Source organism: Anaerovorax odorimutans (assembly GCF_024459955.1).
Classification (GTDB): Bacteria; Bacillota; Clostridia; order Peptostreptococcales; family Anaerovoracaceae; genus Hominibacterium; species Hominibacterium odorimutans_A.
Window position 1 is genome coordinate 20539 of sequence record NZ_JANFXK010000010.1, and the last position, 22373, is coordinate 42911.

Annotated in this window: 20 protein-coding genes and 1 riboswitch; of the genes, 16 read left to right on the plus strand and 4 right to left on the minus strand. The window is 50.5% G+C overall.

Going from position 1 to position 22373, the window contains the following annotated elements; translation table 11 throughout:
• Nucleotides 1–8 precede the first annotated feature (8 nt).
• From NE619_RS09805 to NE619_RS09850, 10 genes are all read left to right on the plus strand, one after another.
• Entirely contained in the window at nt 9–752 is a 744-nt protein-coding gene (locus NE619_RS09805) for a Crp/Fnr family transcriptional regulator (RefSeq protein WP_256132237.1), read from the plus strand.
• 325 nt (nt 753–1077) lie between these two features.
• Nucleotides 1078–1956 (plus strand): FAD binding domain-containing protein, encoded by an 879-nt coding sequence (locus NE619_RS09810; protein WP_256132238.1) that lies wholly within the window; start codon nt 1078–1080, stop codon nt 1954–1956.
• A gap of 17 nt (nt 1957–1973) precedes the next feature.
• Nucleotides 1974–2456, plus strand: coding sequence for a (2Fe-2S)-binding protein (locus NE619_RS09815; RefSeq protein ID WP_256132239.1), 483 nt, complete (start codon nt 1974–1976; stop codon nt 2454–2456).
• Nucleotides 2456–4894: a xanthine dehydrogenase family protein molybdopterin-binding subunit gene (locus NE619_RS09820; RefSeq protein WP_256132240.1), complete on the plus strand. Its 2439-nt coding sequence runs from the start codon at nt 2456–2458 to the stop codon at nt 4892–4894. Before NE619_RS09815 ends, NE619_RS09820 begins: the two co-directional genes overlap by 1 nt.
• A gap of 31 nt (nt 4895–4925) precedes the next feature.
• Nucleotides 4926–6563: a DUF2201 family putative metallopeptidase gene (locus NE619_RS09825; protein WP_256132241.1), complete on the plus strand. Its 1638-nt coding sequence runs from the start codon at nt 4926–4928 to the stop codon at nt 6561–6563.
• A 17-nt stretch (nt 6564–6580) separates the two neighbouring features.
• Nucleotides 6581–8512, plus strand: a complete 1932-nt coding sequence (locus tag NE619_RS09830) for a leucine-rich repeat domain-containing protein (protein ID WP_256132242.1) — start codon at nt 6581–6583, stop codon at nt 8510–8512.
• A gap of 25 nt (nt 8513–8537) precedes the next feature.
• Nucleotides 8538–10043, plus strand: coding sequence for an ATP-binding protein (locus tag NE619_RS09835; RefSeq protein WP_256132243.1), 1506 nt, complete (start codon nt 8538–8540; stop codon nt 10041–10043).
• A gap of 25 nt (nt 10044–10068) precedes the next feature.
• On the plus strand, nt 10069–10527 hold the full coding sequence (locus tag NE619_RS09840; protein WP_256132244.1) for a hypothetical protein: 459 nt from the start codon (nt 10069–10071) through the stop codon (nt 10525–10527).
• Between the two features lie 49 nt (nt 10528–10576).
• A complete protein-coding gene (locus NE619_RS09845) occupies nt 10577–11554 on the plus strand; it encodes a trigger factor family protein (RefSeq protein WP_256132245.1) in 978 nt (325 codons plus the stop codon).
• A complete protein-coding gene (locus tag NE619_RS09850) occupies nt 11547–12932 on the plus strand; it encodes an MATE family efflux transporter (RefSeq protein WP_256132246.1) in 1386 nt (461 codons plus the stop codon). Before NE619_RS09845 ends, NE619_RS09850 begins: the two co-directional genes overlap by 8 nt.
• On the opposite strand, the gene NE619_RS09855 is transcribed toward NE619_RS09850, so the two are convergent.
• A complete protein-coding gene (locus tag NE619_RS09855; RefSeq protein WP_256132247.1) occupies nt 12900–13754 on the minus strand; it encodes a TylF/MycF/NovP-related O-methyltransferase in 855 nt (284 codons plus the stop codon). The genes NE619_RS09850 and NE619_RS09855 overlap by 33 nt on opposite strands.
• A gap of 12 nt (nt 13755–13766) precedes the next feature.
• A complete protein-coding gene (locus NE619_RS09860; RefSeq protein WP_256132248.1) occupies nt 13767–14297 on the minus strand; it encodes a hypothetical protein in 531 nt (176 codons plus the stop codon).
• A 276-nt stretch (nt 14298–14573) separates the two neighbouring features.
• A riboswitch (molybdenum cofactor riboswitch) is annotated at nt 14574–14688 on the plus strand.
• 106 nt (nt 14689–14794) lie between these two features.
• Between NE619_RS09860 and NE619_RS09865 the strand changes: the two genes are divergently transcribed.
• The 4 genes from NE619_RS09865 to NE619_RS09880 are packed head-to-tail and all read left to right on the plus strand — an operon-like array spanning nt 14795 to nt 18605.
• A complete protein-coding gene (locus tag NE619_RS09865) occupies nt 14795–15634 on the plus strand; it encodes a class I SAM-dependent methyltransferase (RefSeq protein WP_256132249.1) in 840 nt (279 codons plus the stop codon).
• A gap of 54 nt (nt 15635–15688) precedes the next feature.
• Nucleotides 15689–16774 (plus strand): ABC transporter substrate-binding protein, encoded by a 1086-nt coding sequence (locus NE619_RS09870; protein ID WP_256132250.1) that lies wholly within the window; start codon nt 15689–15691, stop codon nt 16772–16774.
• A gap of 5 nt (nt 16775–16779) precedes the next feature.
• Entirely contained in the window at nt 16780–17820 is a 1041-nt protein-coding gene (locus NE619_RS09875; protein ID WP_256132251.1) for a FecCD family ABC transporter permease, read from the plus strand.
• Nucleotides 17820–18605, plus strand: coding sequence for an ABC transporter ATP-binding protein (locus tag NE619_RS09880; RefSeq protein ID WP_256132252.1), 786 nt, complete (start codon nt 17820–17822; stop codon nt 18603–18605). Before NE619_RS09875 ends, NE619_RS09880 begins: the two co-directional genes overlap by 1 nt.
• 288 nt (nt 18606–18893) lie before the next feature.
• Here NE619_RS09880 and spoVG read toward each other — a convergent pair whose 3' ends face one another.
• Together spoVG and purR are read right to left on the minus strand one after the other, a co-directional pair.
• Nucleotides 18894–19187 (minus strand): septation regulator SpoVG, encoded by a 294-nt coding sequence (spoVG, locus tag NE619_RS09885; protein ID WP_256132253.1) that lies wholly within the window; start codon nt 19185–19187, stop codon nt 18894–18896.
• Nucleotides 19188–19293: 106 nt separating this feature from the next.
• Entirely contained in the window at nt 19294–20103 is an 810-nt protein-coding gene (gene purR / locus NE619_RS09890; RefSeq protein WP_256132254.1) for a pur operon repressor, read from the minus strand.
• A gap of 139 nt (nt 20104–20242) precedes the next feature.
• Here purR and murC point away from each other — a divergent pair, with 139 nt between their 5' ends.
• Entirely contained in the window at nt 20243–21631 is a 1389-nt protein-coding gene (gene murC, locus NE619_RS09895; protein ID WP_256132255.1) for a UDP-N-acetylmuramate--L-alanine ligase, read from the plus strand.
• Between the two features lie 17 nt (nt 21632–21648).
• The gene (locus NE619_RS09900; protein ID WP_256132256.1) at nt 21649–22350 is read left to right on the plus strand and encodes a UDP-N-acetylglucosamine diphosphorylase; all 702 of its coding nucleotides are present in this window, start codon (nt 21649–21651) and stop codon (nt 22348–22350) included.
• Nucleotides 22351–22373: the final 23 nt, after the last annotated feature.

The following is a 22373-nucleotide window of genomic DNA, read 5'->3' on the forward strand; positions in this document are numbered from 1 at the left end:
GGTATACGATGGATGATAAAAAAAGAACCGGAACCCTGTTTGAAAGTACCCCAAGCTACATCTTTATGCACAGCGGCGAAGAAAACCCGTCGCGGTTTTTACATATGCGGCGCTGCATTGACAAACTGGAACGTTTGGGAGAAACGCAGAGCTTTCCTAAAAATCATACGATTATCCGGGCGGGGAAAATCCCGGAATGCTGCTATCTGGTAAAAAGCGGGCAGGTGGTAGCGGTGACGGAAACCGAATCGGGAAACGAATTGTTTTTCTGTATCATGGAGACCAATGCTTTGTTTGGAGAAATGAATATGCTGTTTGAGCGGATTCTTCCCATCACCTTTCGGACAACGGTTCCTACGGAACTGATTCGCATTGAAAAACAGGCACTGAAAGAAGCCTTCAAAAACGACAGTGATATCGCAATGGCGATCCTGGAGTACGCAGCGGATAAATTTTTTGCGGCCATCGACGAAAATCAGAAGATGAAGAGTCACAACGCGACCTGGCGGCTGTGCGATTTGCTGCTGAGCCTGGCAGAACAATACGGCGTTGCCTATGACAATAAGACGCTGATTCAAAAGAAATTCAGTATTGAAATCATCACCAGTATGCTGGGAGTGAACCGGGCTACCACGGTGCGGGCCATTAAATCGCTGAAGGATCTTGGCCTGATCGAAACGATAAACGGATATTATTGCATACGTGATATTGAACTGCTCAAGACGCATCAGGAGACGATTACCTCGCTGTAAGCGCGATGCGGGCAGGCGGCAAAGCTGCCATGCATGAGCGGCCGGATAAGAAAGAGATACGATATACGTGTGTTTAGCAAAAGGACGTTGGAATTCCAACGTCCTTTTGCTATGCCATCAAAGGCGGAGCAGCAGAAACGTGCAGATAGCGAAACGACGATGACCTGGCCTTATAACCGCTTTAACATTGGGGTAGTCCCGCATAAAAAAGCAGGCGCATTTGCGCCTCCCTACGCAAATACATATTGTTAAAAAAACAGAAAAATCGCAAAATGACAGTAACGAAGGCAAATGTGGCTAAATTATTTTTTAAGGAGGAATAGGAATGGCTTTACCAAACTTTGATTACATCGCTGCCAAAAGTCTCAGGGAAGCATCGGAACTCGTCTGCAACCACGGCGAGAGGTGCGTTCTGATGGCTGGCGGGACAGATGTCATTTTGCTCATCAAGGACAGCGTCTTAAAAGATGTGGATACGGTTATTGACCTGAAAGACATCCCGGAACTGGACCGGCTGGAATTTGTAGAGGGAGAAGGATTGAAAGTGGGGGCATTGACCAAACTTTTCACAATCCAGACCTCGCAGGCAGTAGAAGAAAAAATGCCCGCAGTAGCGGACGCCGCTCACTATGTGGCTTCCGCCCAGATACGGCGCAAGGGTACCATGGCGGGAAACATCTGCAACGCGTCGCCGTCTGCGGACACTGCTCCGATTTTGCTGGCAATGAACGCTGTTGTTAAAACTTACAGTAAGAACGGTGGAAGAACGATTCCCATTGACGACTTTTTTACAGGGGTCAAAAAGACCTGCCTGAAAAAAGAAGAAGGAGAGATCGTAACGGAAATCGATATTCCTGAATTAAAGGCAGGCGAAGGCTCCGCCTATTTTAAACACGCTGTCCGCAAAGCCATGGACCTGGCTATCATCGGCTCCGGCGCATGGGTAAAAATGGACGGAAACAAAATCGCAGGCTGCCGGATCGCCATGGGCGGCGTAGGAGTAACTCCGCTGCGGGCGAAAAAAGCGGAACAGTTCCTGATCGGCGGGGAAGCGACAGAAGAGCGGTTCGCGGAGGCGGGAGTCATCGCATCCGGTGAATGCAGCCCGATTTCAGACGTTCGAGCTTCGGCAGAATACCGCAGTGACATGATCCGTGTATTTACAAAACGCGCATTGAAAAAAGCCGTAGAAACTTTGGCATAAAAGGAGGAAACGCAGACATGAAACGAATTATCAAGTTTAAACTAAACGGCGAGGATGTCGAAGTGCTGGCGCAGGACAACATTACAATGGTCGATTTCCTCCGCAAAGAATTACAGCTGACAGGAACCAAAAGAGGCTGTGAAGAAGGGGAATGCGGAGCCTGTACCATTCTCCTGGACGGCGCAGCAGTCGATTCCTGCATGATGCTGGCCGTGGAAGCCGACGGACATGAAGTGGTAACTATTGAGGGACTGCAAAAAGACGGCGTCCTTCATCCCCTGCAGAGAGAGTTCATTGACAAGTGGGCGCTCCAGTGCGGATTCTGCACACCGGGGATGATCATGTCAGCCGTATCCCTGCTCAGTGAAAATCCACATCCAACAGAAAAAGAAATTCGCGACGCCATTGCCGGCAACCTGTGCCGCTGCACGGGCTATACCAAAATCGTCGAGGCCATCGACGCTGCGGCAAAGGTCATGGCTAAGGAGGTGCATGCATAATGGCAATAAAATCAAAAGATTACTACGCTGAAATAGAAAGCGTATACAAAAAGCCGGAAGATTACGAGCTGGCGGGGAAAGGAAATGCCTACGTCCGCATCGACGCGGAAGCAAAGGTAACGGGAAAAGCCATCTATACCGACGACGTAAGCTTCCCGGACATGTACTACTGCAAACTGGTACATAGCCCTTACGCCCACGCCCTGATTAAGAGCATCGACTTTTCGGAAGCATTGAAGGTTCCGGGGGTAAAAGGCGTGCTGACCGGTAAGGACTTTCCGGAAGGCCATAACCTGGGAAACCCGGAAGCCTTCAAAGAACTGGCGGACAAAGAGCCGCTGTGCCGGAAAAAGGTCCGCATGATCGGCGATGAAGTGGCGGCAGTCTGCGCCACTACCGAAGAAATCGCAACAGAAGCGGCCAAACTGGTAAAGGTAGAATACGAGCCGCTGCAGCCGGTACTGGATCCCTTTGATTCCATGCAGCCGGACGCGCCGGCCATCCACTACCCGGACAGCAGCAACCTCTCAATTTTTACGGTTATGAACGCGGGTGATCCGGATAAGGCCTTTGAAGAAGCCGACTATACGGACAAACGCTACTATAAAACGCAGGAAATGGTTCACGCGGCCATCGAACCTCATGGCGCGGTAGCCAAGTATGAAAACGGGGAGTGGACCGTATGGTCGACAACCCAGGGCGCGTATGTGAGCCGCTACTGGATCGCCTGGGGACTGGGCGTACCGGAAAGTCAGGTTCGCCTGATAAAGCCCATGGTCGGCGGCGGCTTCGGCGGCAAGCTGGACGTGTTCGCCCATGAACTCTGCCCGTGCAAATTTGCTCAGATGACCGGCCATCCGGTTAAATGCGTATTGAAAAGGGACGAAGTATTCATGTGTACCCGTACCCGTCATCCGATTTCCTTTGAGCTGGAGAGCGCTTTTACGAAAGAAGGAAAACTGCTGGCCAAAAGATGCAAGCACATCTTAGATGGCGGTGCTTATGGCGGTTCCGGCATTGCGGCCAATACCTTGTCGCTGATTTGCGCCACCTTCCCATACAAGGTAGAGAACATCGACATGCATGCCAGAAGGCCCTATACCAATCATCCGGCATCTGGTGCCATGCGTGGATATTCCGCCTGTCAGGTTCACTTTGCCCACGAAATCCACATGGACGAGGCGGCCAACGACCTGGGAATTGATCCGTTGGAGATCCGGCGTATCAATGAAATCACCCCTTACTACACAGGTCCGACAGGGCTGGAATTTACCTCCTGCAAATTTGAGGAATGCCTGGTAGCCTGTGCAGAAGCAGTTGATTGGAAGAACAGAGAGCGGTATCCGATTGGAAGCGGCCAGGCGCTGGGCCTGTCGGGATCAGGCTTCATGTCCGGAACAGGCTTCCCGGTACTGGTGACGCCTCATTACTGCTCCTCATCGACGATTGTCCGTCTCAACCGTGAAGGCTATGCAGTTGTATTTTCAGGTGCCAATGACATCGGGCAGGGCTGCGATACGGTCATGACCATGATTGTAGCCGAAGAACTGGGACTGCGCATGGACGAGGTCAAGCTGATTCAGTCCGATACCACCAGCACTCCCTGGGATGCGGGCTCCTTCGGTTCCCGAGTGACCTTCCTGGGCGGAAATGCCTGCCGGAGAGCCGTGGGCGACGCCAAACTCAAGCTGCTCAAACACTGGGCCGAGGAATGGGGCTGCAAGCCGAGTGACATCACCATGAAGGACCACAGAGTCTTTGTTAAGGGCGATGCGGAAAAGAACATTTCCTACAACGAAGCCTGCTTCGGCTATGAAGAAAAGAACTTCGGGCGCTGTGTAGCCGGCGTCGGCTCCTTTGCCCATGAAGGGGATAAAGACATCTACGTTAAGAACGTAGGAAACTACGCCACGGCATATTCCTTCTCTGCGTCCGCGGCCAAGGTAACCGTGGATAAAGAGACCGGCCAGGTTGAACTGGATGACTTCGTATTCGGCCATGACTGCGGACGTCCGCTTAATATCCGCGCTGTCGAAGGCCAGATCGAAGGCTCCGTACTCCTGGGCTTTGGTTTCAGCTGCTTTGAAGAATGTATCTACGATGAAGAGGGCAGGCACAAGAACCCGAGCTTCCGGGATTATCGATTCCCGACTGCTCTGGATATGCCGCCGATCAAAACGATCATTTGCAGCGAGTATGATCCGGAAGGCCCCATGGGAGCCAAAGAAGCGGGCGAAGGAAGTACCGCTCCAGTAGGTTCAGCCATCGGCAATGCCATCAACTATGCCACCGGTCTGACACTCAAGGAGCTGCCCATCACGCCGGAAAAGCTCTGGAGAGCGCTGCGGGAAAATGAAAAGACCGGCAGAAAAGAATTCGGCGCCGAGGATCTTCCTGAGAAGTTCGCCAATATGCCTCCGCTTCCGCAGAGAGACTGATGGTCCTGAGACGTTGCGGCAGGAGAAAGCGATGACTGAGAAGAATCGGATTTTGGAAAATAAAGAGTGGGAAGTGAGTTCTGCGCAGCTGCGCAGAACTCACGGTTATGCGGAGCCCAAGGAACAGAAAGAGCTGTTTCGCCGGGCCCACGAAGCAGAGGAGCTGGCAAGTGAAATCCTCAGATTAGCACGGAGCACGCTCTTGATCAACCTGCGGTTTTTGGAATCGGCCCTTGTGAGAGTTGTTTCGGAAAATGAAACCGCCACTTCGGAAATGGCAACAGACGGCCAGTTCCTCTATTATAATTCCGTACATGTATGCCGCCAATTCAGAAAGGCGAAGGAAATACCGGTGCGGGATTATTTGCATATCGTTCTCCACTGTCTCTTCCGCCATCTTTTTGTCGGCAAAAAAGTCAAGAGCGACCTGTGGGACCTTTGCTGCGATATTGCGGTGGAAAGTTTGATCACAGATTTAGGCATAAAAGCCCTGTATTGTGAGCGGCAGGAGCGACAGAAGTGGCTGGTCGAAAAGCTGAGAGCGGAGCTTCCGAGATTGACCGCCGAGCGGCTGTACCATTATTTCCTCAATCAGGAAGAAATACCGCCCGGTGAATGGCAGCGGATCAGAGAGGCTTTCTACGCCGATGACCATAAGATCTGGCATAACCGTCCCGAACTTTCCGGCGAAAACGGAAAAGGGGACCAGCGGGACAGCTACGCTCCGGAAGATGGGGAAAATGTCGATCCGAACACTGCGTACAGCGGTGAAGACGAGATGGAACCCCAGACAGAGGAAACAGGGGAAGAACGATCCGCAGACGGCGGCGCTGAGAACGATGCCGGCAGTCCGGGCGAGGGAGAGAAGGGTACAGGAGATCCCAATAAGGAAAAAGAAGACAAAGACAAATCTGCTATGGCCCCGGAAGACATCGAGCGGATGTGGAAAGAAATATCCGAGCGGATACAAGTGGATCTGGAGACTTTTTCCGGAACCTGGGGAGACGGAGCGGGCGATATGAGGCAGGCACTGGCGGAGATTAACCGGGAGACTTACGATTACGCCCAACTACTGAAACGTTTTGCCGTGCTGGGAGAGAATATGGAAATCAACGATGATGAATTCGATTATATTTTTTACACCTACGGTATGGCGCTTTACCAAAACATGCCGCTGGTAGAACCCCTGGAATATAAAGAGGTAAAACGAGTGCGTGAGTTTGTAATCGCCCTGGATACCTCCGAATCCGTGTCGGGAGAGCTGGTACAGAAATTCGTCACCAAGACGTGGAATATCCTAAAGCAGAGCGAAAATTTCTTTACAAAAGTAAACGTACACATCATTCAATGCGGTGCCCGGGTGGAAGAAGACACCAGGATCACCAGCGACAGGGAATTCGACGCATATATAGAAAGTATGGTCCTGAAAGGCTTTGGTGGAACCGATTTTCGCCCCACGTTCACCTATGTGGACAGTCTGATCAAACAGCATGAATTTCAAAATTTCAAAGGATTGATCTATTTTACGGACGGATACGGAACCTTTCCTGCCATGCCGCCGGACTATGAAGCCGCGTTCGTCTTTGTGGACCAAAAACGAGAAATCCCCGATGTGCCGCCATGGGCAATTAAAATCATGCTGACAGAAGCACAGATCCGGTTATTTTAAAAAAGCAAGTGAGCAAAATGGAAAACAAGGAATTTGAGATTAAGGATGGAATCCTGATTAAATACAATGGCAAAGAACCTTATGTGACCGTGCCGGATGAAGTAACAGTCATAGGCGAAGGCGCTTTCCGCGATTGCAGGGAACTGAGAGAAGTGACGCTGCCCCGCAGCGTGGAGAAAATTCTGGACGAAGCGTTTCAGTGGTGCGCGAACCTTATCAGTGTTCAGGCAACCGACAGCCTGATTTATGTGGGCAGAGACTGCTTCATCGGTACGCCCTTTTATCAATACTACAGCGAAAATGAAACAGATTGGAATGAAGATTTTCTGTTTTTAGGAAAGTGCCTGGTGAAAGCCCGCAGAAATATACGGCAGGCTAAGATCCCCGCAGGGACGAAGATGATCGCCGCCGACGCCTTTGGCGAGCGGGTTCTCCTATCGGAGCTGGTTATCCCCGACAGCGTGGACTATATCGGCTGGCGAGCCTTTTCCGATTGTACGGGGCTGACCGGTGTCCATATTCCCGGCAGCGTTAGGGTGCTGGGCTGGCACTGCTTTAAAGGCTGCACAAGGCTTTGGGACGTGCGGCTGGAAGAAGGATTGGAAACTATTGAAAACGGCGTGTTCTCCGGGTGCAGAAGACTAAATCGCATTGTCTTTCCAAAGAGCGTGGTCCGGATTGCGGGATGGACCTTTTTTTCCTGTGGAAACCTGGAAACCGTACAATTCCTTGGAAGGGTAAAGGATATAAATGACTGGGCGTTTTCGGGGTGCGCGGGCCTGCGGAATGTGGTGCTGCCGGACAGCCTGGAGCGTGTAGGTGTGGATGCGTTTTATGAATGCACCAATCTGGAAGTGATGCTTCCTGATAGCGTCAGATGCATTGAGCGGAGAGCTTTTTTCGCGAACCGTTGCCTGACAAAGCTGATGCTGCCGGATAAACTGGAGTTTCTGGGAGACAGCGCTTTTTACGGCTGCGCGGGTCTGGAGGAACTGCGGGTCGGCAGCAGACTGAGAGAATTGCCGGAGCATGCGTTTTTTGGATGCGGCCGACTGGCCAGGCTGGAGCTGGCACCGGGGCTGAAAAGGATCGGAGACAGCGCTTTTGAAAACTGCAGGCATCTGGAAGAGGCGGAGCTTCCGCCAGGGGTGGAGCGGATCGGAGCACAAGCGTTTTCGGGATGTGGAAGTTTGAAAAAAACGACAATCCCGGATAGCGTGAAGGAAATCGGCCCGGGAGCGTTCTGCGGCTGCCGGGAGCTGACAGAGGTCGTGATTTCAAAAGCGGTTGAGCAAATTGGAGGCGGTGTCTTTGACGACTGTCAGGCGCTGAAAGATGAGGAAGGTTTTATTCTCATCGATCGCTGGTGCTATGGGTATATTGGAACGGCAACAGAGCTGAATCTGCCTGAACGGGCGACAGCCGTCGCAGCAGGAGCCTTTCGGGATAAGGCGGCGTATAAGCGAATTCGGCTGCCGGAGACGGTTAAGCTAGTGGGAAATGGCGCTTTCAATGGCTGCGGCCGGCTGGAGCATATCCAGCTGTCAGCAGAAGTCAGAACGCTGGGAAACGATCCTTTTGCGGGCTGCGAAAATCTGACGGTCATTGTGGCGCCGGGAATGGTTCCTGGTGAATTTGAAGAAACACGGGATGTATTGGCGGCTGTTATGGGATTTTGTGAAAACGAAAGCCTGTATGGGGAGACGGCAAACCCATACAGGGCTTATGCGGAGCAGAATCTGATTTCGGTGCTAAACCGGGCGGTTGACTGCAATTTGCTACCCGCAGTAACATACTTTACAGAACACAAACTGATCGATGCGGAGCTGTTTAATATCACACTTGAACGCGCCCAGTCCCAAAAGCACATGGAGATCATCGCGGCGCTGCTGGATTATCGAAGCAGCAGTTTAACGGAATTTTCCGCATTTGACAAGTACAGGATTTGAGACAGGAGAAAAGTGAGGAAAGGCTATGAATATCGCGCAGGCAAAAGAACAGATCATGAATGCCATGACGGCTTATTTTACAAAAGATGAATTGGGAAATCCCCGCATCCCGGTGGAAAAACAGAGGCCGGTGTTTCTGATCGGACCTCCGGGGGTAGGAAAAACTGCCATCATGGAGCAGATCGCCGCAGAGCTGGGCGTGGGACTTGTCTCTTATTCCATGACCCATCACACCAGACAGAGCGCTCTTGGACTTCCCTATATTACAGAAAAAGAATATGAAGGTTTTTCCTATCAGGTTTCCGAATATACCATGAGTGAAATCATCGGCTCAGTCTATGAACTGATGCGAAACACCGGTCTGCATGAAGGCATTCTGTTTCTGGACGAAATCAACTGTATTTCGGAAACACTGGCTCCCTGTATGCTCCAGTTTCTGCAATACAAAGTATTCGGGCAGCATCAGGTGCCGCCGGGATGGATTGTGGTTACTGCCGGTAACCCGCCGGAATACAACAAGTCAGTTCGGGATTTCGATATTGTCACTTGGGATAGATTAAAGCGGATTGACGTGGAACCTGATTATGAGGCATGGAAAGCTTATGCCAATAAGAAAGGTGTCCATCCGGCGGTTATGACCTATTTGTCGGCCCGGAAAAAAGATTTTTACAAGGTGGAAAGCACTGTGGACGGAAGGAATTTTGTAACCGCGCGCAGCTGGGACGATCTTTCGGAAATGATCCGGCTCTATGAAGAAAACAGTCTCAAGGTGGATGAACGCCTGATCTGTCAGTATTTGCAGGATGCCAAGACGGCCAAAGAATTCGCCATCTATTATGATCTGTTCAATAAATACCGCAGCGATTATAAGATTGAGGAAATCATGGACGGAAGGGCGGATGAGGCGATTGTTTTCAGAGCCAGCCAGGCGGCGATTGATGAGCGGCTGTCCCTTCTGGGGCTGTTGTTTGATGCCGTCACTTCAAAGCTGCGCAGTGTATGCGAGCAGGAAGATGTGCTGGATCTCTTGACTGCCGAGCTAAAGAAGATTAAAGAAGCGCTGCCGGACCGGGAAGGCAAGGTGTCGGATTTGCTGGAGGAACATATAGCCGCGCTGGAGGAAAAGCTGGAAAGCGGGCGAAAAGCCTCATCCATGTCCGCGGCCAGCCGGAAATCCATGCAGCGAGCCATCGCAAGACTGGAGGACTTTCGGGCGGCTGCAATGAGAGAAAGGGCGGCGGACTTTGAGACAGTAAGGACGGCTTTTGGAACCCTGGTGTCGGATTTGAAGCTTCTGGCCGGGAAAGCGGGAGCAGCGCTGGAGCATAGCTTCGGTTTTTGCGAAAAGGCTTTTGGCGATGGCGATGAGATCCTGCTCTTTGTCACAGAGCTGACCGTCAATTATTACAGCGCGAGATTTATCGGTCATTACGGCTGTGACAAATATTATCTCCACAATAAAGAGCTGCAGTTTCAAGAGCGGCAGCAGGAGTTAATAAAACGGGTAAATAAGATGGATTGGGAATGGTAGTACCGATCGTTTGAAGGAGGAAACTATGGGCAAATACAGTACGATTGAAGAACAGAAGAAGGTCTGCTTACCACTGATCGAGGAGGAGCGAAAGGCCTATATCAAAGCGGAGCACGGACGTTTGCAGGGCGTGATGAATACTGCCTATTGGGACAGCGAAGCCGGAGAATATGTGATTTTCCATTCTCTGCCTGACTTAAATCCGGCCCTGGACGAAGTAGGTGACCCCTACGATCTGACCATGGAAGAGATCGCGCTGCTTCCAAGTCTGAAAAAGCGGATTGAACGTGTACAGACGTACAGCTATCTAAAGCTCTATCCGGTATTTCCGGAAGAAAGGGAGCGGCTGACGCTCCTGGGACAGATGAAGACCAAGCTGGATCTGGGAAAGCTCTGTACAGACGAGGAAGTCGAAGCGCTCATCTCGGGGCACCAGCGATTTATCCACTATAAGCTGGATGATGCCGTTGAAGTAATTATGTGAAAGGGGAACAGCCATGAAAACTTTGCGGAAAGAAATAAAGGAAAATCGTATGACAGTTACGATCCAGGCGGCTCCCGATGAATATCGAATGGCAGCAGGAGAGTCCATAGAAACAGCTGTGCAGCTGTTTTTCGATCGATTCCTTGCAGCGGAAAAGCTTCGGATTATCGGTAAACCACAGGTGACGGAAGTCTGCTGTCCACCGGACAAGAGCCTGGAGTTTACGGTAAAGGCCGATTTGTACCCGGAGGTGCGTTTGGGACAGTACAAGGGCATTCAAGCTTCTGTGAAGCGGGAAGAAAACGAAATGGCCTTTATGGATCAGGTCTTGAATATTGCCTGTGACAATATGGACGCCGATGTGACCGAGCCTCTGATCGCACAAAAATTAGACGCCATGATCGCCCAGGAAAAACTGAATATCCATCAGGATTCCATCTACTATCTTTTAGCTGACACCACTGCGGTGCTGACAGACGTCTATCACATAGCGGGCAGCTACAGGCCGGCCGAGCAGGTCAAGGCTGAAGCTTTGGATATTATGCTGCAAGCCGTATCTTCGGATAATCAGGAGCAGGAGGTTCCCTTTATAAAAGCGCAGATGAAAGCCATGGCTGCCAGATACAACGATCTTTCCGAGGATTTTGACCGGCAGATCGACGAGGCTTTTGAGCGGCGCAGGACAAAGAAGGCGGCCATGACGGGAGACGACATTGCGGATGAGGCCTTCACTGCTTACCTGGGTACCATCGGCCTTGATGAAGAGAAGCTGCGAAAGGAGCGCCGCCGGGAAGCCGTGCGGGCAGTACGCTGTGATCTGTTGTTTGACGCCGTAGCCCAGGCAGAGCGGCTTACCGTTTATCAGGATGAAATGGACGCAGAACTGAATCAGATCGCCCGTCAGTATCAGATGGAATTGGAGGACGTAATCGAAGGAGTGGATCCGGAGCCGATTCGCTGGAAGCTGCTGCGGGACCGGGCCTGCAAACTGATCCTTGAAAGCGCAGTCTGCGGGGACAATGCGTAGCCTGAAGCTGGGACCGGAAGCAATGGAGCACGGCGATTTAAAAAGGCTTTTGGTCAGCTTTTGTGTTCCGTCACTTTTAAGCAGTCTGGTGACTTCTGTCTATAATATTGTGGACCAACTTTTCATCGGAAATGCGATGGGAATCCTGGGAAATGCCGCTACTAATGTGGTATTTCCGGCCGTCACGCTGATCACGGCGCTGTCTTTGATGTGCGGTGTCGGCACCTCCGCAGTCATGAACCTGGCCCTGGGCAATGGAGATATGGAGAAAGCCAGACACGCCGCCGGCTGCGGGATCGGTCTGATGATTCTGTGCGGCGGGGTGGTTTCCGCGGCAATGCTGATTTTTACCGAACCACTGCTGTATCTATTCGGGTGTACTGATGCGGTGCTGCCCTACGCGATGCCCTATGCCAGAATTACGGCAGTCGCCTATATCTTTTCGCTCATAGGGACGGCAGGCCCGTTTCTTTTGCGTGCCGATGGAAGTCCGGGATTCGCCCTGGTCTGTACCGTGGCCGGTTCCGTACTGAATGTGGCGCTGGATGCGCTTTTCATTTTCGGCTTTCATTGGGGGATCCGGGGAGCAGCCTGGGCAACAGTGATCAGTCAGCTGGTCAGCGCGGCGATGGTTCTGGTGTACCTGCCCCATTTTAAAACGCTGCGTCTGGACCGCAGCGCGTATAAACCCAATGGAAAACTGTATCTGAATATCGCCGCCCTGGGAGCAGGGCCTATGTTCAATTTTTTGACGCAGGCGCTGGTGCAGATCTTCCTCAACGGAGCTCTGCGAACCTATGGCGGGGCCAGCATCTACGGCAGCGAAACTGCGCTGGCTGTGGCCGGAGTCGCCAATAAAGTCAACACCATTGCCGTAGCAGTGGTTACGGGGCTTTCCAATGGTATGCAGCCGATTGTCAGTTATAATTACGGCAAAGGCAACTATAAACGCGTGGCGGAAACAGGCAAGCTGGTCATAAAGGTGATTCTGATTGTTTCCTTTGTGATCTTTCTCTGCTATCAGCTTATTCCCAGGCAGATCACAGCGCTGTTCGGTGACGGAGATGACGACTATTTTGCGTTTGCGGCTTCCTATTTTCGTATCTTTCTGATGCTGATCTGCGTCAACGGCCTGCAAAGCTCGGTAGGAGGATTTTTTTCTGCCCAGGGAAAACCAAAGCAGAGCATACTGATTTCTTTGACAAGACAGGTCCTCATGCTGCCGCCGCTGCTGATAATTCTGCCGCGGTTCTTCGGACTGAACGGAGTCCTTTGGGCAGGGCCTATCGCTGATTTTGCCATGGCGGTTCTGGCGGGCTTCCTGCTGAGGAACCAGCTCAACGAGCTAAGGATGAACGATGACCGCACTGCCGTGTAAATCGCACAGCGGCAGGAGCAGCAAAGATCCGCAGTTCTTTTCATAATCGGCGACCGCCTGCCTGGCTCCGCGAAACCGTCCGTTGTTATAGTCATGAAGCAGAATCATGCCTCCCGGATTGAGCCGGGGATAGAAGTATTCCAGACCGGCTGAGAGCGGAGCATAGAGATCGGCATCGAGACTGACAAGCGCATAGCGTTCTTCCTTTAGACCGGCAGATGTCTTTGGAAAGTAGCCTTTGCGGATTACCACCCGGTCAGGATGAGGCATGCGTGAAAGGACTGCTTCGGCAGAGGTATCGGAAAAATCACCCGCCGCCGCTTTGGAGCAGCCCAGTTCCATTTCTGTGGCAATATCCCTTGAGTCAAAACCCTGAAACGTATCGAAGAGATACAGTCTGCGCTCAGGAAAACGTTGGTTGAGTACGCAGGCGGTATCTCCTTTGTATACGCCCAGTTCGGCGATACTGCCGGGAATGTTCTGTTCTGTGATGCGTTCTGCCATGCGCAGCAGGGTGGCTGTGCGGATATCCAATTGCCGGTATAAATCGTGAAGGTGAATAAATGTTCCGCAAAAGCCGGCCAGATCAGCCTGCTGCCGCAGCTCCCGGCCGCGCATGGAATCGATGACACCAATCAGCGCAAACTGAGGCTCCAGCCGGATGGCCTGTTCAACAGACATGACGGGAATCCGGCCGATCCTAGTGCCGTGAAGCTCCGGATTGTTATCTCCGAAGGCTAAAAGAGTCAGGTATGAGTGATTGAGGAGATTGCTGAAGGCGCGGCCTGCCTGGCCGGCCCCCAGCATGACAGCAGTATACATAGGTGCTCCTTTTCAGTGAGGTTGTCGTTGGGGAGATGTTTCCGTTTCCAATTCGCCCACTATTTTTCCGGCGATCTTTACCGCTATTTTCGTCACAATAAAAGCAAAGATAAAAGCCAAAACGAACATGATCGGCCAGTCCCGCAGGAAGGTGGACCAGAAGATCGCAGAGACACTTGGCGCCGCACCGGCAGCAACAGCAGCCGCGATGGATTCGTTGGCGAAAATGTTCACTGCGGCCAGCACCAGACACGCCGCTGTGTTGAAAAAGAAGGTTGCCACAAAGTTCTCCAAAAGGATATGGGGCAGGGTGTTCGGTGTCAGATGAAGTCTGCGGCCAAGAGCGAAAGCCCAATCGGTCATCGGAAGGATCATGCCTGTGATGCTGATGGTCAGAAACGCGGTCCCCCAGTTTTTGATCCATAAGGGTACGGTAAAGGCCAGATGGTCAACAAAAATGGCCGCGGTAGCCATCATCAGGGAGAGACAGAGCGCAACAATGGAGGCAATAATCATGCCCACATGATTCTTGTAAAAGTTCATACGAAGCTCCTTTCCAAAAGGTCGGGGAAAGCAATAATTTACATACGAAGGGTATAGTGGCTGTAGGACTTTTACATCTGCCTTCAATTTAAGACAAGGATGGGAAAATAACAAGTTGTATATGCAACGGCAGGCGCATTTGCGCAGGAAATAAAACGATATTGCCTGCAAGCATCATCTTGCGCCATAACTGGTACAAATATGTGGTATTGGAAAAATCATGTAAAATCCTGTTGAAATTTAAGAAAATCGTGTGATAAAGTAAATATGAAAATTAAATAAAATATGTTCCGAACTGATTTGTCTAAGGGTCAACTATGAGAAATCAGTCGATGGGTATAGCTGGAAACGGATGTGCCTCCCGGTGGAAAGGAATGTAAGCAATTTATATTACAGTTTCCTTTGATGAAAACTGTTTTTTTTTTGGCATCATTCAAAAATGTCCGAAGAGAAACCGTTTAAACCAAGCAGGAAATCTGACGTTAGGGAGAGTAGATATGAATGGATTGATTAATTGGAGCGAGCTTTACAAACGAACGGCAGGGAGAAAACCCCCGAAGGACGACAGCGTCGATCTGGCGGAAGTCTGGGGCAGAAGCGCCGATATGTATGACCGTATGGCGAAAATGGAAAAGCCGTACACCCAGATGCAGATCGACCGGATCCTGGCGGGACCGGAAGACAGCGTAATGGATATCGGCTGCGGGCCTGGCCGGCTTACCGTGCCATTGGCTCAAAAAGCAGGACGGGTCACTGCGCTGGATCTGGCGCCCAGAATGCTGGAGTACTGCGAAAAGAATGTAAGAGCAGCGGGCCTCGACAATGTCACGATTAAAGAAATGGATTGGGAGACCGCCCAGCTGGGAAAGGATTTTGAAAAACATGACGTAGTGGTTGTTTCCCGTACTGTAGCCTTAAACGATTTGATTCGCTTAAATCAGACGGCCAATAAATATGTGTTTTTGCTCAGCTTTGCCCAAATGCCCAGCCTGAAAATCATTCGCGACGACCTTTTCCGGGGAATCGAAGAGGGTTTGATGCAGCCCAGGGAAGACAGGATGTTTGGATACAATCTGACCTTTAACATGCTCTATGATTTAGGGATCAACCCCAATGTGAATGTGATCACCGACGGATTTACCAAGGATTTTGAAAGCCGGGAAGCTGCCTATGACGATCTGAGGCTGCTGGGAGAGGTGCCTCCCGAAAAAATGGACATCTTCCGCCGCAACGTAGATCCGTGGCTGAAAGAAAACCCGCAGGGCGGTGTTACTTTCCGCAGGGAGACAAAGACTTATATCATTTGGTGGGAGCCGGTGGAATTAGAAGGAAAATGAACGGCCTGCTTATAGGCTGGTTTTATTTAAAACTTTAACTAAGAGGAGGAAGAAATGAAGAAAAAGTTATTATTGTTGATGGTAGTTATGGTATTGGCATTGGGATCCCTCGCAGGATGCGGAGCTTCGGAGTCTGCGGAGAAGCCGGCCGAAGGAACGAAAACCGTAAAAGATATGACAGGCGCGGATGTTACAGTTCCGGAAGAAGTGAAAACTCTGATCAATTGCTGGCCCTCCAGCACGCAGATGACAGTGACCCTGGGCGCTGTGGACAAGCTGGCGGGCGTGATGGGAGCACTGCAGTCTCCGTCCTTTACCTGGCTTCAGACTGTCGCGCCGCAGATCAAAGATGTTCCGGCCATATCCGATGACAAGGGCGGCGCTAATGTAGAAGAAATGTTAAAGATAAATCCGGATCTGGTTGTTACCAGCGGAGAAGAGGATGCGCAGGATTTCAGAGACGCAGGGCTGAATGCGGCGTGCATGATGTTTGACAGCTATGACGGACTGAAAAAGTCCGTTACCGCTATGGGAGAAATGCTCGGCAAGAAAGAACAGGAGACGGCGGACAAGTATGTGGAATACCTGAACGGAAACATTTCAAAGGTTGAAAATGCTCTGAAGGATCTAAAAGATGAGGACAGACCGGTCGTTCACTATATCGACGGACAGCAGGGCGAAAGCATTTATACGACGGCAGGTACCGGAACAATCATGAATGAATGGATCGATATCGCGGGCGGAAAGATCTCCACAGAAGGTATCGCAGAAGGAATGACCCAGGAGATCACGGCTGAACAGCTGCTCAAGGTGGATCCGGATATCATTGTAGTGGGCGGTATCAATCAGGCTAAAGCGTACAAACAGTTTATGAACGACAAAACCATGAAAGACCTGAAAGCTGTAAAAAACGGAAAGGTTTACCGTATTCCTCAGGGAACGTTCCAGTGGTGCAGGTTCAGTTCGGAATCGGCGCTGCAGGTGCTGTGGGCGGCTAAAACGATTCACCCGGACCAGTTCAAGGATCTGGACCTGGCAAAAGAAACAAAAGCGTTTTACAAAGAGTATTTCAATTACGATCTGTCCGATGATGAAGTGAATGCGATCCTCGCAGGGAAAAACGCGCCGGATGGTGAATAAAGAATATGAAGCGGACGATTGATGACAGGAGAAACTACGGCCTGCTGCCGAAACGGAACTACATGCTTTTATTACTGGCGCTTCTTGCGGCGGTAATCATAGTGTCCCTCTGTCTGGGGCGGTATTTCGTTTCCATCGAAACAGTAGTCAAGGTGCTGGGGTCCCATCTGCTGCCTCTGGAGCAGACCTGGGAACGAGTGGAATTCAATATAGTGATGAATCTGCGCCTTCCGCGGATACTGGGAGCGGCTCTGGTAGGCAGCGCGCTTGCGCTTTCAGGAGCAACTTATCAGGGGATTTTCAAGAATCCCCTGGTTTCTCCCGATCTTCTCGGCGTATCCGCCGGAGCATGTGTGGGTTCGGCTATTGGCATTTTGCTTCATGTGGGCTCCCTTTGGATACAGATTCTGGCTTTCATCGGGGGCATCGCTGCCGTAGCGCTGACTACGGGAATTCCAAAGCTGATGCGCAGGACCTCTGCGGTGACACTGGTGCTGGCCGGCGTAATTGTGGGCGGTTTTATGAACTCGCTCATTGGCCTGATGAAGTATTTGGCGGACCCGGAAACGGAGCTGGCGGAAATGACTTACTGGCAGCTGGGAAGCCTGGCCAATATCAAGTATCCGGATCTGCTCAGTGTAGGGCCGGTGATTATTATTTCCGGCAGCATACTGCTGGCAATGCGGTGGAGAATTAACATTTTGTCAATGGGCGAAGATGAAGCCCGGATACTGGGAATGAATATCCGCAGAGAGCGGAATATCGCAATCCTCTGTGCCACCCTTATGACAGCATCGGCAGTCTGTATCAGCGGTACAATCGGGTGGATCGGTTTAGTGATTCCCCATTTGGCCAGAAGGCTGGCCGGCGCCGATAATCGGCGGGTGCTTCCGGTGTCCTGCGCCATAAGCGCCGTATTCCTGATCTTCATTGATACCATTGCCCGAACCCTGACCGGAGCAGAGCTGCCTCTTGGGGTGCTCACCGGATTTATCGGAGCGCCTTTTTTTGCGTGGATCATGATCAGAGAAAGGAACGATGTGTAATGAAGGATGTTTTGCTGGAAGTAAAAAATGCCTCTTTTTCCTATAAAGGTGGGCGCATCATCTTTCATGATGTGAACCTGTCTCTCCATAAAGGTGAAATCTTTACTATTCTGGGGCCCAACGGCGCCGGTAAATCGACATTGCTGAACAGCATCGTCCGGTTGCTCAAGCTGAACGAAGGAGAAATCCTTTTGAATGGCAAAACAATAACCTCGATGAGAGAGCGGGACATCGCGAAGATGATCGCGTATGTGTCTCAGAGCAGCATGTCCACCTTTGACTATTCGGTGCGGGAATATATTGTGATGGGCCGGGCGGCCCATATCGGCATTTTCGGCAAGCCGGGAAAAGAGGATTATGCCATTGCCGACGCGATTATAGAAAAAATGAATATCCAACATCTGTCCCAGAAGCTGTACATGCAGATCAGCGGCGGTGAAAGGCAGCAGGCATGTGTGGCAAGGGCCCTTGTGCAGCAGCCTGAAATCATTATCTTTGACGAGCCCACGTCTGCCTTGGATTATGGAAACCAGTTAAAGACGCTGGCATTAATCAGAGAATTGTCGGAGCACGGCTACGGTGTGATTATGACGACCCATAATCCGGATCATGTGATTCTTCTGGGCGGAACAGCGGGAATTCTGGACCGGGGCGGCAGGATGAAAAGCGGCCCGGCGGAAGAAATGCTGGATGAAACCTATCTCAGTGAGCTGTACAGGGCGAATTTGAAGCTGGTCTATGTGGATGATGTGAAAAGAAAGGCCTGCCTGGCCATGCGCTTTTAACTTGTCAGGTCTGTTTTATATGTTATCCATTTCCTCTTGAAAATAAGAGAAAATGGATAACTTTTGTTTTTTGGCCGGACCCTGGGGCCGATCTTCCGTATCCGGCCCCAGGATTACAACATTTCAGATTCCAGGACAAAAAGATACCGCCGGTCATATTATGATCGGCGGCGCATAAATATAAATATGTTCCCTTATAAAAGGATGCAGGGAGCATTTCCCTTTATGCTGCTCCTTTTACGGTATGATAGCCTAATAATAAAGTATGTATAATTGCACGCTTTAACGCTATTCCTCCGTAGAATTTTCTTCCATGGCTTGCTTTTCTGCTAAAACTCTTTCGTATTCCGCAAAAATCGCTTCCTTAATCTTGTTCCTTGTTTCGGATACGAGCGGGTGGGCAATATCACGGAAGTCTCCTTCTCCCATTTTTCTGCTCGGCATTGCGATAAACAATCCGTTCTGTCCTTCAATGATTTTGATATCATGCACCACAAATTCATCGTCGAACGTAATCGATACAACGGCTTTCATTTTTCCTTCATCGTTTACTTTTCTTACTCTCACATCAGTAATGTTCATTCTTTGTTACCACCCTTTCATGCTCAAATTCATTCTGACAATTTTGTGCACTTAAATACACTTATAGGTATTATACATGAAATAGAATAAGTTTACAAGGAACTTTTTAAAAAATCTGACTATTTGGAAAGACCTCCACCGTCCGGCTTTCCTCATCCACATTGCCTAAATAGACGAGCGGGATGTAGTCGGCGATCTTTTTCTTTTCCGGAGCAATATTTGCAATAGCCACACCGATTCCCACTACCTGTGTGTCGAATTCCGATAGAATATCGCTGATTCCCTTGACGCTGCCGCCGCCGCGCATAAAGTCGTCTATAATCAGCGCCCGCGAACCGCTGAGGGCAGCTCGTTTGGAGATGGACATTTTCTGCATCCGTTCCGATGAACCGGAGAGATAGTTGATGCTCATAGTCGCCCCCTCGGAAATCTTCGCTTCCCGGCGGACAACTACAGAGGGAAGGTTGAGAAATTCAGCTGTTTTCAGGGCAAGCGGAATGCCTTTTGTTTCAATAGTCACAATGTAATCGGCGCCGCACTGACGAAATTTGCGGGCAAAGATCTGTGCCATCTCCTTGACGATGACCGGATCGAACATGATGTCGGACGTATATAAAAAGCCGCCGCCCAGGACCCGGCTTTCCTCCCGCAGCATCCGGCAGAGCTTGTCCTGAAACTGCAGGCCCTTTTCCTTGGAAATGAAAGGCACGTAACGAACGCCTCCCGATGCGCCGGGAATTGTTTCAACCATACCCAGGCCGGTGAACGCCGCGATTTCCCGTGCGGCTGCGATGTCTTCACTGATGCTGGATTTGGCCGCGCCGAACAAATCGCAGAAATAATTAAGGGCAAAGATCTTGTTAGGTGAATTGGAGATGATCTCCATAAAGGCACCTACTCTCTGGCTTCTTTTCATAAGGCTTTCCTCCTGAAATTCGAACGGATAAGGCGTATATATAAGATAATATTCGTTTTTTATTTTTTTGTCAATTAGAGCGCATTTTTTTGTGCAATTATGGTATAATCTTCTTATCATGACTAGGAGGGAAAAGACAATGGTGAGATTATCTGACTGTAAGCAGATACATTGCATTGGGATTGGGGGCATTGGCCTTTCCGCCATTGCTGAAATTTTGTTATCCAGAGGATACAAGGTCACTGGCTCGGACATGAGGGAAAGTGACATTACCGAAAGGCTCATGAAAGACGGAGCCGATATATTTTTAGGCCATAGAGCAAAGAACGTAGAAGGAGCGGACCTGATAGTCTACTCCGCCGCAGTAGGGGCAGACAATCCGGAGCTTGCGAAAGCAAAGGAACTGGGAATCCCTACCGCATCCAGAGCGGAGATACTGGGACTTCTCATGAGTGAGTATGAAAACAGCATTGCTATTTCAGGAACTCACGGAAAAACTACGACAACCTCTATGGTTTCTTTAATTCTGAAAAACGCGGAGGAAGACCCGACGATTCTGGTGGGCGGCAATCTGCCGGAGATCGGAGGCAATGTCAAGGTGGGGCACAGCCAGCATTTTGTGACCGAGGCCTGTGAATACATGGACAGTTTCCTGTCCCTGCGGCCGAAAATCGAGATCATTCTCAATATCGATTCCGACCACCTGGACTATTTCAAGGATATCGAGCATATTGCCAGATCCTTTGAAAAATTCGCTTCTCTGGTGCCGGAAAACGGTACCATTATTGCCTACGACGCAAATCCTTTTGTAAAAAGCGTTGTCCAGGATATGCCCAATGTGATGACCTTTGGCTTTAACGAGAGCTGCGACTATCACGTCAGCGACATCACGTTCAATGCCGACGGCATGCCGGACTTTTATGTGAATCGCGGAGAGGAAACGCTGTGCCGCATTCAGCTTTCCATTCCGGGCGAACACAATATACTCAATGCGCTGGCGGCCTTTGCCTGCTGCCATATACTGGGCGTTTCCGCGGACAAGATCGCTGCCACCCTGGAAACCTTCACGGGTACTCAGCGGAGATTCGATATTCTGGGAACTACCAGCCATGGCATCAAGATCATCGATGACTACGCCCATCACCCCACGGAAATAAAGGCAACTCTTTCCGCGGTGAAGAACATGAGACATAATAAGATGTGGTGCCTCTTCCAGCCCCATACCTATACCAGGACCATGGCCCTGTTCGACGAATTCGCCGAATCCTTTGAGGCGGCGGACAAGGTTGTACTGGCGGAAATCTACGCGGCGCGGGAGAAAAACATCTACAAAATCAGCTCCAAAGGACTGGTAAGCAAGATCAAGGAAGCTTACCCGGATAAGGACGCTTATTTCTTTGAAGACTTCGAAGAAATCGCGAACTTCGTGTACAACAACGCAGAACCGGGCGATCTGGTTATCACCATGGGAGCCGGCGATATATACAAAGTAGGAGAGATGATTCTTGAAAAGGATCGAAAATTCTAAAGCTTTTAGGGGGATTTATGAATTTACAGGAATATGAAGCAATTGAGAAAAAACGGCTGGAGATCAATCTGAAACATATGGAAAACGGTGTTAATTTTATCGACCTTCGGGCTGCGTATATCGATGAAACGGTAGAAATCGGAACAGGAACCACCATTTACCCTTGCGTTGTACTGGAGGGCAGTGTTAAAATCGGTGAGGACTGCGTTATCGGACAGAATACCCGTATTGTGGATTCTGAAATCGGAAACGGGACTCAGATTCAGAGCTCTGTGATTCTGGAAAGCAAAGTGGGCAATGAAACAAAGGTGGGCCCGTTTGCCTACCTGAGGCCGGGCAGCGATATCGGCAGCAAATGCAAGGTCGGTGACTTTGTAGAGATCAAGAATTCTTCCATGGGAGACGGCGCGAAAGCGTCCCATCTCACGTATGTGGGAGATTCGGATGTGGGCAGGAACGTAAATCTGGGCTGCGGCGTGGTGTTTGTCAATTACGACGGCAGTCAGAAATATCGCTCTACCGTTAAAGACGGGGCCTTCATCGGATGCAACAGCAATCTGGTCTCACCGGTAACCGTTGAGGAAGGCGCTTATGTCGCGGCAGGAAGCACCGTTACCCACGATGTGCCGGGCGGCGCGCTGTATGTGGCAAGGCCCAAGGCCAGGACGCTGGAAGGCTGGGTCGAAAAAAGAGGAATACTGAATAAGAAGAAAAAATAAGAAACGTTTTTGCGAAAGAAGAA